11 protein-coding genes are annotated in these 12,917 nt (G+C 58.8%); 5 read left to right on the top strand and 6 right to left on the bottom strand.

Annotation, left to right across the window (positions count from 1 at the left end):
• Positions 1-4: 4 nt before the first annotated feature.
• Positions 5-3,391 (top strand): mechanosensitive ion channel domain-containing protein, encoded by a 3,387-nt coding sequence (locus ACI3EV_RS01535; RefSeq protein WP_337692072.1) that lies wholly within the window; start codon positions 5-7, stop codon positions 3,389-3,391.
• Between the two features lie 24 nt (positions 3,392-3,415).
• Here ACI3EV_RS01535 and ACI3EV_RS01530 read toward each other — a convergent pair whose 3' ends face one another.
• Positions 3,416-4,255, bottom strand: coding sequence for a type III pantothenate kinase (locus ACI3EV_RS01530; RefSeq protein ID WP_337692073.1), 840 nt, complete (start codon positions 4,253-4,255; stop codon positions 3,416-3,418).
• Positions 4,256-4,381: 126 nt separating this feature from the next.
• On the opposite strand from ACI3EV_RS01530, the gene lysM reads away from it, so the two are divergent.
• From lysM to radC, 4 genes are all read left to right on the top strand, one after another.
• On the top strand, positions 4,382-4,873 hold the full coding sequence (gene lysM / locus ACI3EV_RS01525; RefSeq protein ID WP_329770690.1) for a peptidoglycan-binding protein LysM: 492 nt from the start codon (positions 4,382-4,384) through the stop codon (positions 4,871-4,873).
• 239 nt (positions 4,874-5,112) lie between these two features.
• Positions 5,113-6,312 carry a site-specific integrase gene (locus ACI3EV_RS01520; protein WP_175776169.1) on the top strand — a complete coding sequence of 400 codons (1,200 nt, stop codon included), beginning with the start codon at positions 5,113-5,115 and terminating at the stop codon, positions 6,310-6,312.
• Positions 6,309-7,475 (top strand): YhcG family protein, encoded by a 1,167-nt coding sequence (locus tag ACI3EV_RS01515; RefSeq protein WP_175776170.1) that lies wholly within the window; start codon positions 6,309-6,311, stop codon positions 7,473-7,475. The genes ACI3EV_RS01520 and ACI3EV_RS01515 overlap by 4 nt, the downstream gene beginning before the upstream one ends.
• A gap of 334 nt (positions 7,476-7,809) precedes the next feature.
• Entirely contained in the window at positions 7,810-8,319 is a 510-nt protein-coding gene (gene radC, locus ACI3EV_RS01510; protein WP_337692074.1) for a DNA repair protein RadC, read from the top strand.
• A gap of 71 nt (positions 8,320-8,390) precedes the next feature.
• Here radC and ACI3EV_RS01505 read toward each other — a convergent pair whose 3' ends face one another.
• Genes ACI3EV_RS01505 through ACI3EV_RS01485 form a run of 5 tightly spaced genes read right to left on the bottom strand, consistent with a single transcriptional unit; the run spans position 8,391 to position 12,879 of the window.
• Positions 8,391-8,945, bottom strand: coding sequence for a 3'-5' exonuclease (locus tag ACI3EV_RS01505; protein WP_236207691.1), 555 nt, complete (start codon positions 8,943-8,945; stop codon positions 8,391-8,393).
• A gap of 27 nt (positions 8,946-8,972) precedes the next feature.
• Positions 8,973-9,869, bottom strand: coding sequence for an AAA family ATPase (locus ACI3EV_RS01500; RefSeq protein ID WP_175776173.1), 897 nt, complete (start codon positions 9,867-9,869; stop codon positions 8,973-8,975).
• The gene (locus ACI3EV_RS01495) at positions 9,866-10,354 is read right to left on the bottom strand and encodes a hypothetical protein (protein ID WP_337692075.1); all 489 of its coding nucleotides are present in this window, start codon (positions 10,352-10,354) and stop codon (positions 9,866-9,868) included. The genes ACI3EV_RS01500 and ACI3EV_RS01495 overlap by 4 nt, the downstream gene beginning before the upstream one ends.
• A gap of 5 nt (positions 10,355-10,359) precedes the next feature.
• On the bottom strand, positions 10,360-11,307 hold the full coding sequence (locus ACI3EV_RS01490) for a CBASS oligonucleotide cyclase (RefSeq protein ID WP_175776175.1): 948 nt from the start codon (positions 11,305-11,307) through the stop codon (positions 10,360-10,362).
• Between the two features lie 36 nt (positions 11,308-11,343).
• A complete protein-coding gene (locus ACI3EV_RS01485) occupies positions 11,344-12,879 on the bottom strand; it encodes a phosphorylase (RefSeq protein WP_236207690.1) in 1,536 nt (511 codons plus the stop codon).
• Between the last annotated feature and the right edge of the window lie 38 nt (positions 12,880-12,917).

The raw sequence follows: 12,917 nt of genomic DNA, 5'->3' as shown, positions 1-12,917 counted from the left end.
GCCCATGACCCGATCCCGACGACTGCCAGCCGTACCCACGCGCTGGCTGCAGCTGTTGCTGCTGTGTACCCTGCTCGCCGGTAGCGGCCTGCTGCAGGCGCAGGACAGCGCCAGCCCTGCCAGCCCCGCCGCGAGCAGCGCCACAACCCATAGCCTGCAACAGGACATCAGCCAGCTGCGCTCTGCCGCAGACGCCCTGCCCGAAGCCGAACAGAAACCCGTCCTCACGCTGCTGGACGATGCCGAACAGCGTCTGGCCGATGCCACCGCGCTGCAACAGGAGCGCCGCCAGCTGGAACAGGCGAACCGGCAAGTGGCCAGCCCGCCCACCACGGCCAGCCCGGAACAGATCGCCCAGGCCCTGCAGCAATGGACCGAGCGCCTGCCCACCCAGGCCAGCAACAGCCAGCTGGAACAGCTGCTGGCCGATGAGCGCGCCGCCCAGGCCGGGTTGGAGCAGCAGCTGCAGGCCAACACCCGCGCGCTGACCGACCTGATCCTGCAGCCGGCGCAGGTGATGGACGAGCTGAACGCGCTGCGCCAGCAGGTGCACACGCCGCCGCCGGCCAGCAGCAGCCCCGATGCCGATGCCGCCTCGCAGGCACGCCAGCTGCTAGATGCCGCCAGCTACCGGCAGGCCGAAGCCCGGCTGGCATTGCGCGAGCTGGAGCTGGCCAGTACCGAAAGCCGCCAGCGCCGCCTGGAAAGCCGCCAGGCCGAGCTGAAACAGCAGCTGGCGCTGCGCGCCCCGCGCATCGGCTGGCTGGAACAGCGCCTGGCGCAAAACAGCCAGCAGCAGTTGCAGCAACTGGCCGACCAGATGCAGCAGCTGGCCCAGGCCAGCAGCGACGACGATCCGGCCATCAGCGCGCTGGCGCAGCAGAACCTGGAACTGGCCAGCCTGCTGCAGACCGAATCACAGGCCGTGGTGCAGGACCAGCAGCAGCTGGCGGTACAGGAAGCGCAGCGCGACCGCATTGTCGAATCGCTGCGTGAAACCCGCGCCCGGCTGGAGCTGGGCAGCAGCAGTGTCAGCATGGGCCAGTGGCTGTGGAAGCAGCGCCAGGGCATGCCGTCCAGCTATGCGCTGCAGCTGCAGCGACGCAAGCTGGAGCAGCAGATTGGCGAGCTGCGCCTGCAGCTGTACAACCTGAACGAACAACAGCGCCGCCTGCAGGAAGCACGCAGTCAGAGCGCAACGCTGGTCAGCCAGCAGGCGCTGGCACGCTGGCAGCAAACCCAGGGCGAGCTGATCGGGCAGCTGGTGCCGGTGCTGCGCCGCCACATCGTGCTGCTGGAGCAATCACATGCAGCCCTGTTCACGATCGAGGAGCGCGGCTCCGAGCTGCGCAAGCTGATGGACCAGCAGCTGCTCTGGGTGCCCAGCCATGCCGCCATCAACGCCAGCTGGCTGCGCGAGCTGCCGGCCAGCATGCGCGCCTCGCTGGAACCGGAAGCCACGCCGCAGATGGCGCGCCTGCTCTGGCAGGACCTGCAGCAACGACCGCTCTCCTACCTGCTCGGGCTGGCGCTGCTGATTGGCCTGTTTGCCGCCGGCAACCATGCACGCCGCGAGCTGCAGCGCCTGGGCCAGCTGACACGCAACCCGCTGCAGGACAGTTTTCTGCACACCATGCTGGCGCTGCTATGGACGCTGGTGCTGTCGCTGCCCTGGGCCGCGCTCGCCTGGGGCAATGGCTACATCCTGCAGCGTCTGGGTGCCGGCGTGTCGCCACTGGTCACGGCCTGGGGCCAGGCGCTGGTGCAGCTCAGCGGCCTGGTGATGGTGCTGGCCTTTGCCAAGGCGCTGTTGCGCCCCGACGGGCTGGCGCAGGCGCACCTGTACTGGCGCAGCGAACGGCTGGCCTCGCTGCGCAAGGTGCTGCCGGTCGCGCTGGTGACGATTCTGCCGGTGGCGCTGCTGGCACTGGTGCCGCTGCACGCCGGCTCCGATCTGGCGGTCGGCGGCCAGGCGCGTCTGGGCCTGATGCTGCTGGCGCTGTTGATGGCGGTGCTCAGCCTGTGGCTGGGCCAGCTGGCCACGCATGAGCAGCACCAGCAGCAGCCGGAATCGGCCACCGCCATGCGACGCCTGACACGCCTGCTGCGCTGGCTGCTGCCGCTGGCCTTCCTGTTCTGCCTGGTGATTGCCGCCATGGGCCATGTGCTGTCCAGCGCCATCGTGCTGCAATCGCTGATGAGCAGCATGGCGGTGCTGATCAGCGTCGGCGTGCTGTCCGGCCTGTTCAAGCGCTGGCTGCTGCTGAGCGAGCGCCGCATCGCGATCCGCCAGATGGAGCGCGGCGAAAGCGCCGCCGACAACAGCACCGTGGTGGACCTGGAAGCCGGTGAAACGCCGCGCCAGACCGCGCCCGAGCTGACGCTGGTGAACATCAGCGCACAATCACGCCGGCTGGTGCGCACGCTGCTGATCACGCTCTTGCTGCTGGGCCTGCTCTGGGCCTGGGCCGAGGTGCTGCCGGCGCTGTTCAAGCTCGATGACGTGGTGCTCTGGCATGCCAGCGGTACCGGTGCCGCCGGCGAAAAGACCGATATCCCGGTCAGCCTGGGTGACGTACTCGGCTCGATGCTGCTGCTGGCGATCATGATCAGTCTGGCGCGCAACCTGCCCGGCCTGGTCGAGATCCTGCTGAGTGCGCGCAGCCTGGTGTCAGCGTCGGCGCGCTACACCATCACCACGCTGCTGCGTTACGCCATCACGATTGCCGGCATGGTTCTGGCGCTGCAGACGCTGGGGCTGCGCTGGTCGCAGCTGCAGTGGATGGCGGCGGCGCTGTCGGTGGGCCTGGGCTTTGGCCTGCAGGAGATTTTTGCCAATTTCGTCTCCGGCCTGATCCTGCTGGTAGAGCGGCCGTTCCGCGTCGGCGACACCATCACTATCGGCAACCTGACCGGCACCGTCAGCCGCATCCACACGCGTGCCACCACGGTGCTGGATTACGACCAGAAGGAAGTGCTGATCCCGAACAAGACCTTCATCACCAGCGAGGTGGTCAACTGGACGCTGAACAACACCGTCACGCGGCTGGTGCTGCGCGTGGATGTGGGCTACGACAGCGATCCGGCACAGGTGCATGCGCTGCTGCGCCAGGTCGCGCGTGACGACCCGCGCGTGATGAGCGAACCGGCGCCGACCTCGGTGTTCGTGACCATGGGGGCCAACGCGCTCAACTTCGAGTTGCGCGTGTTTGTCGACATGAATGACCGCATGGGCGTCAACACCGACCTGAACGCGCGCATCCTGGCCACGCTAAAGCACCACGGTATCGAAATCCCGTTCCCGCAGATGGATGTGCATGTGCGCGATGTGCCGGCAGCGCCCGCCAGTGTGGAGCCGGCTGACAAGCAATCCGGCGCACAGACCGGCTGACGCCAAGCGCGGAATCGATCCTGTTTACTGTTGCTGCTGTTGCGCTTGCTGCGCCAGCAGCGACTGCAGGTGCTGGTGCGCGATGGTGCGCGCATCGGGCTCTTCGGCCATGCACAGCAGGCCTTCGAAGATCAGGCTTTCCACCAGCTCGAACGGCGTTTCCATGTAGGGTGCCATTTTCCAGCCGGCACCGCCGGTCACGATGCACATCGGCGGCAGGCCGCAGCGCTTCTGCACGTGGCGCACCATGCGCTGTACCGCGCCGGCAATGGCAAAGGTGCCGCCGCTGGTGAGCGCATCACTGGTGTTGGTGGGAAACTCGGTGACGTTGCCGGTGGGCACATGCAGGCCGGCGGTGCCCGACTCCAGTGCGCGCAGCATGATGCCGTGGCCGGGCAGGATCATGCCGCCCATGAACAGGCCGGACGGATCGATCGCCTCGATGGTGACGGCGGTACCGACCATTACCAGCAGCACCGGGCGCAGCGGCCGGCCCTGGCAGTGGTGCAGCATGCGGCGGTAGGCGCCAATGATGGCGACCCAGCGATCCGCGCCCAGCCGCGTGGGCAAGTCGTAGCCGTTGGTGACACCGGCCTGCCGGATACTGGGCACGACCCAACTGGCCTCCAGCTGCGGCCAGATTTCCATCTGTTCCTCGACGCGGCGCTTGAGCGCATCGCCGGCGACCACGCACCCCAGCATGCGCTGCGGCGTCGGCAGCGCCTTCCAGGGTCCATCGGCCAGCTTGTCGATGTTTTCCAGAAATTCGGCGCCATGCGCCAGCATCACCGCCTGCGGTGCGGGCTGATCGTACAGCGCCCACTTGAGGCGGGTGTTGCCGATGTCGACTGCAAGAAAGCTCATGGCTGCATTATCCACATCCAGTGCGAATTAATTGACGAATACTTACCATAATTTTGCCAGTACCCCTTCCGCTGTCACATTTTCGCGCTACGCTGGAGCATCCTCAACTCATTTCAGGAGATACACATGGGTCTGTTCAGTTTCATCAAGGACGCTGGCGAAAAACTGTTTGGCGGCAAGAAGGTCGAAGAAGCCGCTGCAGCGAATGACACCGCCTCCCTGGCCCAGCTCAACGCCGAAGCCGGCGCGGCCATCAAGCAGTACATCGAGACCCAGAACCTGGGCCTGACCAACCTGGCCGTGATGTTTGACGGCGCCAGCGGCAAGGTCATCCTGACCGGCGACGCGCCCAACAAGGAAGCTGCCGAGAAAGCCACCCTGGCTGCCGGCAACGTGGCCAGCGTGCGCGACGTGGACAACAACCTGAACGTGGCTGACGGCGCCGGTTCCGACGCCCAGTACCACGACGTGGCTTCCGGCGACACCCTGTCCGCCATCTCCAAGAAGTACTACGGCGATGCCAACAAGTACATGGTGATCTTCGAGGCCAACAAGCCGATGCTGTCTGACCCTAACAAGATCTACCCGGGCCAGAAGCTGCGCATCCCCGCGCTGTAATTCCTGCCGCACGCGCTGATCGTGCCACGCACCTGCCGCCTTCGGGCACAGGTGCGTTTTTTTGTTTCACGATGACTCCAATATCGCATTTCGCTGGACTACGCCAAGGCTCGATACAGCAGGTTTATCAATCACTTAGGCGAGTTCAACATATGCCGGTGCTTTCCGAAACTTGACCCGGCTTCCCCTCGCGTGGCTCCCATGCGGCTCTTGGAAACCGGGCTTTCCGAGGAGTCATCATGGCGAAGATCAAGCTCACCAAGTCCGCAGTCGATGCGGCACAACCCCAAGACAAGGCCATCGAACTACGGGATACCGTGGTGCCTGGCTTCCTGTGCAAGATCACCCCGGCGGGCCGCAAAGTGTTCATGCTCCAGTACCGCACGAATGCCGGCGAGCGCCGCAAGCCCGCCTTGGGCCAGTACGGCGAACTGACGGTCGATCAGGCGCGCACGATGGCGCAGGAATGGCTGGCCGAGGTGCGCAAGGGTGGCGACCCCAGCGCGGCCAAGAACGCCGCTCGCAAGGCTCCGACCATGAAGGAGTTCTGCGACACTTTCATGGAGGACTACTCCAAGCAACGCAACAAGCCCAGCACGCAGCGCGGCTATCAGGGCGTGATTGACCGCTGCATCATCCCGATCATGGGCCGGATGAAGGTGCAGGACGTGAAGCGCCCGGACGTGGCTGCGCTGATGAAGAAGCTGGCCTACAAGCAGGCCGAGGCGAATCGCACCTTTGGCGTGCTGCGCAAGATGTTCAACCTGGCCGAAGTGTGGGGGCTACGCCCTGACGGCACGAATCCGTGCCGCCACGTCCCGATGTATCCGCCCGGCAAGGAAACCCGGCTCATCGTGGACGATGAACTGGTGCGGATCTTCCGCCACCTGGAGCATCTGGAGGCGGAAGGACTGGAGAACTACGTCATCCCACTGGCGATCCGCCTGCAATTCGAGTTTGCCGCCCGTCGCTCTGAAATCTGCCCGCTGGAGTGGGATTGGATTGATCTGGAAAAGCGCCGCGTCGTCTGGCCTGACAGCAAGACAGGTGGCATTTCCAAGCCCATGAGCGAGGAAGCCTATCGGCTGCTGTCCACCGCGCCGCGCCGGGATGGTTGTCCCTATGTCCTACCGTCGCCGAATGACCCGACCCGGCACATGACCCACGGCGAACACTACGGCGGCTGGACGCGCGTGCTCAAGGCCGCTGGCGTGCCCCACGTTGGCACGCATGGCATCCGCCACCGGGCGACTACCGATATTGCCAATTCGGGCGTGCCGACCAAGGTGGGCATGAAGCTCACAGGCCACAAGACCGTGGCGATGTTTATGCACTATGTTCATACCGAGGACAAGCCGGTACGGGACGCGGCCGAACTGGTGGCGAATCGGCGGTTGGCGATTACCGGGGCGTCCCGTTCTATGGAGGTGACAGCATGACAAGGAAGACGCCGGCAGTAGCGGGGAAACGTGCCGCCTTACCAACTGGCTATGCCGGCATCCATGGCGGCATCGTGGAGTTGCTGGATGCTGCGCGCCAGGCGGCGGCGCGCAGTGTCAATGCACTGATGACAGCCAGTTATTGGGAGATTGGCCGCCGGATTGTCGAAGCCGAGCAGAAAGGCAGACGGCGGGCAGGTTACGGCGAGCAGTTGATGGAACGGTTGTCCGCCGATCTGACGGCTAGATTCGGACGTGGGTTCGGTGTCAACAACCTGGAGAGCATGCGGCGTTTCTTCCTCGCGTACTCCCAGCCCGAGATTTCCCAGACACTGTCTGGGAAATTGGGAAATGAGTCGCCTGCCGAGAAATCCCAGACAGTGTCTCGGAAATTCGACCTCTCCGAACTGGCCCAGGTCTTCACGCTGCCGTGGTCGGCCTATGTCCGGCTGCTGTCGGTCAAGGATGACCATGCCCGCCAGTTCTACGAGGTCGAAGCGCTGCGCGGTGGCTGGAGCGTACGTCAGCTCGACCGGCAGATCGGAAGCCAGTTCTACGAACGCACAGCCTTGTCCAAGGACAAGGCGGCGATGCTGCTCAAGGGTTCGGTGGCCAAGCCCGAGGATGCCGTCACGCCCAACGATGCCATCAAAGACCCGTATGTGTTGGAGTTCCTCGACCTCAAGGACGAGTATTCGGAATCCGACCTGGAAGCGGCCTTGATTCAGCGGCTGGAAGACTTCCTGCTGGAGCTGGGTGAAGGCTTCACCTTCGTCGGGCGGCAGCGTCGTCTGCGCATCGACCAGACCTGGTATCGGGTGGATCTGCTGTTCTTCCATCGCAAGCTGCGCTGCCTGGTCATCATCGACCTGAAGCTGGGCAGCCTGACCCATGCCGATGTGGGGCAGATGCATATGTACTGCAACTATGCCAAAGAGCATTGGGCCTACCCGGACGAGAATCCGCCGGTGGGTCTGATCCTGTGCGCCGACAAAGGCCATGCCCTGGCGCGGTATGCACTGGATGGCTTGCCGACCAAGGTGATGGCGGCGAACTACCGAACGGTGTTGCCGGATGCCGAGTTGCTACAGAAAGAGTTGGAGAACACGCGGCGGCGGCTCGAATCTCGCGGAGCGCTGCCTCTCAGGGACGACAAGCAGTAGTCGTACGTCCCGGCGTTTCGCCGTCGGGCTCGCGGGCTGCGCCCCGTGCTTCGTGCCGAATCACAGCCATTCGGCGCTGATCCCTGACGCCTCCGGCCTGGATCGTTGATCCGGGCCTGCGCGTGCTGCGCACTTGCCAACGGCGGGTGTGTGGCTGAGTGGGGTGTAGGCGGTCTTGCTGTTCCCTTCACCGTATCACGGCGTTCTCGCCGTCAATGACTACGCGTGCTCGCACGCTTGCGGCCTGGTGGCCGTCTTCGATCCCTGACTGCTTGCGCTGCGCCGTGCGGGCCACGGTTCCGGGCAATTCCGCCCGAGCAACCGGAGCACGATCATGTCGCAACTGTCCTTTTCCTCGTTCGATGACGCTTTGCTGGTGCGTGACGCCCAAGGGCGCTATCTGCCGGCGTCGGTGGATCAGATTCTTGAAGCGGCACGCCAGGCCATTGAGCTGAAGATGCAGCGCGGTGCTGAGTTCACTTCACCGGCGCTGGTCAAAGAGTACCTGCGCAACCAGCTGGCAGGCTTCGAGCATGAAGTCTTTGCGGTGCTGTTTCTGGATACGCGCCACCGACTGATCGAGTACCGGGAGATGTTCCACGGCACCATCGACAGCGCATCGGTGTATCCGCGCGAGGTGGTCAAGGAGGCGCTGCGGCTCAATGCGGCGGCGGTGATTCTCTCGCACAATCATCCGAGCGGGAGTCCTGAGCCGTCGCAGGCTGACAAGGTGTTGACGCAGCGGCTCAAGGAAGCGCTGGGGTTGGTGGAGGTTCGCATACTGGATCACGTCATTGTGGGCGGTATGGAAACTGTCTCATTCGCCGAGAAAGGACTGGCCTAGCCTTGGAGTTTCCGCCCATTTTCTTTATCCAGCACCAAGCATCATATTAAGATGCTTGGTATTTACTCTGATTAGTCACTCCGTTCAGCCAAGGCACGAACCAATCTAAAAAGCTCGGCCTGATATTTTGCGTCGTGAAGTGCATCGTGATCTCCCTTTTGGTTAGGATGCACAACTTTATCAATAGCACTTGATCTAGTCTCGTACCATGAGCAACCCGTAGCCCCCATAAAAAGCGCTTTAATATCCAGTGCAGTGAAGCCAAATGGATTTTCGCCCAGATATTTCAAAAAGTAGTAATTTACAAACCCCCAGTCAAATGGGGCGTTAAGTCCCACAAAAACCGGAGAGCTTTCCTTGGGGACATTCTTGGCGATCCAAGCTGAAAATTCCGTCATGGCCTCAGATGGAGTTACGCCTTCAGTCTCAGCTTGCTCCAAAGTAAGGCCTGTGATCTTCAGTGCTTCTGCAACCGATTTTCCACTAACTGGTTTTAACATTATCGAAAATGAGATTTCCGGCTGATACACTAGGCAAGCCCCCACGGTAAGCATGCTATGCTCTCCGACAATAGGGCCAGCGGTTTCAACGTCAACCGATATAAAAACTTCAGGTTTCTTGCTCATTTTCTCGCTCCGGTATTAGGTTTTGACTCAGCCAGCCATAACAGGAGATGGCTCCAATTCCGCAACAGCCTGATGAAAGTGTTCGGCCTTGAGTGGAGAATTCGGAAACGCTAAGGACACAGCCGCCGGATATAAGCGCGTACGAATGTCTGAATAAGTCCAAGCCGGCTTGGTTTTTGTTGCAGATGTCGCTTCTACCAGCTTCTTGATTTCGGTTGCCGAAAAACCCATGTCTCCCAAATCGTTTGTGAATAGTTCATTTCGCTCTTCATCAGTGGGGCGTGTGAACTCCTCAACAATCGACGCACGTCGAATGACTGCTGCATCAAGAGCTGCCAATCGGTTTGTGCAAAGAATGGCGAAGATACGCCCGCCATGCTTCCGCATACTGTCTATAGATTGAATCAATGTGTTCACGCCGACCTTATCTTCATGGTGGCTATGATCTTGGCTGCGGGATGCCCCTAAAGAGTCACCCTCGTCAATAATCAGGAAGGCTCGGCCCTTTCCCGGCCCGATAGATCTGGAAATATCTTCAAATGCTTGGGTGATGAGCGTTCCCATTTCACCCACCTTGCCGGTTCCGCGAACTTTGTTGCTCAGCTTGAAAAGAATTGCGTCTTCAATTTTAGCGTCGCGAGCAAGACGATTTGCAATCGCCTCTGCATTTGCAGTTTTCCCTGTTCCTACATCGCCATGGAAAATGGCTAATGGATACTGGTCATTCAATAGTTCAATGACTGCGAGCTTCTTTTTATGATGCTTTTGACTCCAGCGCTCAAGTTCATTGGATTGCAAAATTAGCTGGAGGCGCTTTTGTACGCGTTGGTAACGCCCTTCAAAGCCCAATAGTTTCTGAGCCTGAATATCAAGCTGTGTCGTCGGAAGGTTTGTTTTTACTTCGAATACAGATGAGTTGCTCATGAAAAGTCCTTCCTATTGGTGCCAAAGCCGTTGCTGCTGTATCCGCGCCCTGCAGAAGAGGTTAGGTCTTTGTGACTGGTGTCCGTAGACGAAGGTACCCATGAAATCTTTAGGGGGAGATCAGCACGTTTCTCTGCGGATGATGAATCGGTATAGCGTAGATGAATTCGAATCCACCCACCTTTGTCTTTTGGCGTCAGAGGCCATGTTACGCCACCAGGCCGCTCCGTTCCCGTCGCCCCCTCGTTTTGAAACTCATATTTGATAGCGCGCACCTCGGAAGTGCCATTCATGAGCGTTACGTCGGCGTATTTGAGATAATCCTTCTTCGCCAACAGTTCTATGTCATGAGCGTAGTTTGTCGCCTCATCCTCGGTCATAGCCTTGGTGGTGGTCGCAATAATGATCAAGTCGGCTTTGACGCTGCGCATGACTTTTTCAACATCTGCAACTGTATAACTATTAGTACTCGAATAGGTGCTCATTCTTTTTAGTCCTTGGTCTTGAAGCGACCACCAAAAATCTCTTTCCACACTTCGTTATCATTTTCGACAGATGCATAGGTCGCCGTATCCAAAGAAGATTCAGCAGCCTTGGCTATAAGCGCTTGCTCATCCTTGGTAATACGGGATGCCACGTTATTCTCTGAGCTTACAGGGTCAATAATAATTACAGGAGTGTCAAAGTTACTGATTGGTTTGCCAGAATTTTCTGGAAAGTCGATACGCTCCCCCAGCTTCGTGCTAGCGATATACGCCAAGAATTCTCTGAAGCGTTTCTCAATGGTCTCGGCGGGGCCATCTCGATCAAGTAGGTAGCCGAAAATCAGTTCGATATGGAAAGACTTGAGGCCTGGCACGTCGTGAAAGTGTCTCCACCGCTTTGCCAGACGGACTAACGTCCGAAAGTGTTTGTCCTTATCCTTTCGCGTTTTAACGAACTGGATGTGGCACGGTGCACAAGTGAGATTTTTTGCGCCGCTCTGAATATCGTATTGCCAGCCGTGATCAGCATTGGAACTGTCTTGAAGAACGGGTACAACGTCTACTTCCAGGCCGCTCTTGACGAAAGTTACCTTTGCTGCACGACGCTGAATCTCGAAGTCCTCAACTTTTTTTGTGGGGTAAATTTCTATCAAAAGATCATAGATCTTGTTGCACAGATTCTCGTACGATTTTCCGTTTTCATCGACTCCCGTGACATAAAAGACAACATCAACATCCGTAGGGTAATCATCAACCTTTCGAAGAATAGTGTATTTCGCAAAAGAGCCGGCCTTAACGACCTTTGTGACTTTTATCTTTGATTTATCGGTAATGCGTTTTTTTAGCTCAACAACAAGATTGTCCACCTGCGCGTGATACTCTTTGCGCTTTTCGCCTGGAAGGCGCAATACATTGTGATCGAAGTATTCGAGCTCTGAATTTGATAACGGCATTGTTTTCCCTACTTTTATTAGAAAAATTGACTTCTTTCAGTCCTGCAATGTCATGCCGTTTGCAATGTAATCGACGGTGACTGCGGCTGCCGCTTGTGCGGCCAGTAGATGAAATCTATTGTCTTTTTTCGAGTCTCCGAAATCACTAATACCACGCACCATCAGTACTGGTTTGCCGAAATTGGCGCATGCAGCAAATAAGCCCGCCCCTTCCATCTCAGCGACTTCGATTTTTCCGTGAATCTCTCGCATCCCTAGAAACTTTTCTGGATCACGAAGGAGCTTTTCACCACTGGCGACCGTGGCCGTCTTCGGCAGAACTCCTTTGGCGACAGGGCCAGCATCAACTTGTTCGGGGAATTCAATACCTAGAGCCTGGTAGCTTTTCAAGAGGCGAGTTTCAAGGCCCGTCCTGTTAGATAAATAGGAGCTAACGTCTTGGCGAACACGCATTGTCAGCCTGGTGATTTCTGGGCGTGTCTCACTCTTGCCGCCTTCAACAAGTGCCGCGCCCTCATAGGCGACGATACGTTCTGCCAGAACTACCTCTCCTAGCGCACATTTTTCTCGCAGGCCAGCCGCAATGCCCAGCATCATCACGTTGCTAGGTCTCAGATCACTCAACAGCATGGTGGTTACTGACGCTGCATCTACGTTGCCCGCACCCGCAAAGCAAGCTAAAGCGCAGCTAGCCGTCTTTCCACCGCGCTTGGCAACAGGGGCTTTCCAAACGTGAAGACCGTTCTCAGTCGTCGTATGTTCAGCATCCTCCGCAATACCAAAAGCTTGCTTGGCGGCGGCCAACTCCACGTCCAGAGCTGTTAGCACTAATACATCAGGAGGAAGAGCATCAATCCTGGCTCGCTCTTCTTCATGGAAAATTTTTACGATACGTGCGCTGATTTCTGACAATGCAAGTACGGGCTCTTGCAAAGAAAGGGCGGGAAGACATTTGACAACCTTATTGCCACTATTCGGCATATAGGTCAGTGGGTTGGTCTGAAAATTCTTAAGAACACTAAGCGCACCCAGACCGTCCTCGCTATTTGCACCTAACTGCAAATCAAGCGGCAGAACAGGCAAAAGCCTCTTGGTCATCTTGCGTGCGCGATCCAGTACACCCTTTCCGCCGCCTAGAGCCACCATCGCAGTAGCATGCTCAATTTGCTCATCGCCGACATTGCCGCCTGTCAGCACGTCCTCTTCTAACGGGACGAGTTCTGCGACCCCTCGTGCGACCATGCTCATGAGCAGCTTACGTTGCTCAGGATTCGCCTTGACTTGAAGACGTTCGTGCGAAGCTACGATTTTTAGACGGATATGAGAGCTGTTGCCAGGCGTTAACCTGTCTACCGCTTTAGCAACCGTCCAGTCGAACAGCAGCGCCTTCCCATCTCCGTTCACCGGCTCGGCTGCGACGTAAATGACGAAGCCGCCACCAGCGTTAAGGACTTCCTCAACAAGGGTATCGACAAAAGCGTGCGCTCTGTCTATGAGCTCATTCTCGGTGGTGTTCGAGATGCTTCCAGCAAGGAGGATGTGGCTTGAAGCCAGCATTAGGGAATTTGTCATGAGTGATCCCAATTGATTCTGTGTCTTCGCGCATAGTG

Source organism: Allobrachymonas wangyanguii (genome assembly GCF_045055315.1).
Lineage (GTDB): Bacteria > Pseudomonadota > Gammaproteobacteria > Burkholderiales > Burkholderiaceae_C > Brachymonas > Brachymonas wangyanguii.
Note: the sequence above shows the minus strand (reverse complement) of the source record. Positions and strands in the feature narration are given on the sequence as shown.

Excerpts from the sequence above, each read along its gene's own strand:
- ACI3EV_RS01530 (WP_337692073.1), bottom strand. The coding sequence starts at position 4,255 with ATGAGCTTTCTTGCAGTCGACATCGGCAACACCCGCCTCAAGTGGGCG.
- ACI3EV_RS01535 (WP_337692072.1), top strand. The coding sequence starts at position 5 with ATGACCCGATCCCGACGACTGCCAGCCGTACCCACGCGCTGGCTGCAG.
- radC (WP_337692074.1), top strand. The coding sequence starts at position 7,810 with ATGTCGCAACTGTCCTTTTCCTCGTTCGATGACGCTTTGCTGGTGCGT.
- ACI3EV_RS01500 (WP_175776173.1), bottom strand. The coding sequence starts at position 9,869 with ATGAGCAACTCATCTGTATTCGAAGTAAAAACAAACCTTCCGACGACA.
- ACI3EV_RS01490 (WP_175776175.1), bottom strand. The coding sequence starts at position 11,307 with ATGCCGTTATCAAATTCAGAGCTCGAATACTTCGATCACAATGTATTG.
- ACI3EV_RS01520 (WP_175776169.1), top strand. The coding sequence starts at position 5,113 with ATGGCGAAGATCAAGCTCACCAAGTCCGCAGTCGATGCGGCACAACCC.
- ACI3EV_RS01505 (WP_236207691.1), bottom strand. The coding sequence starts at position 8,945 with ATGAGCAAGAAACCTGAAGTTTTTATATCGGTTGACGTTGAAACCGCT.
- ACI3EV_RS01515 (WP_175776170.1), top strand. The coding sequence starts at position 6,309 with ATGACAAGGAAGACGCCGGCAGTAGCGGGGAAACGTGCCGCCTTACCA.
- ACI3EV_RS01495 (WP_337692075.1), bottom strand. The coding sequence starts at position 10,354 with ATGAGCACCTATTCGAGTACTAATAGTTATACAGTTGCAGATGTTGAA.
- ACI3EV_RS01485 (WP_236207690.1), bottom strand. The coding sequence starts at position 12,879 with ATGACAAATTCCCTAATGCTGGCTTCAAGCCACATCCTCCTTGCTGGA.
- lysM (WP_329770690.1), top strand. The coding sequence starts at position 4,382 with ATGGGTCTGTTCAGTTTCATCAAGGACGCTGGCGAAAAACTGTTTGGC.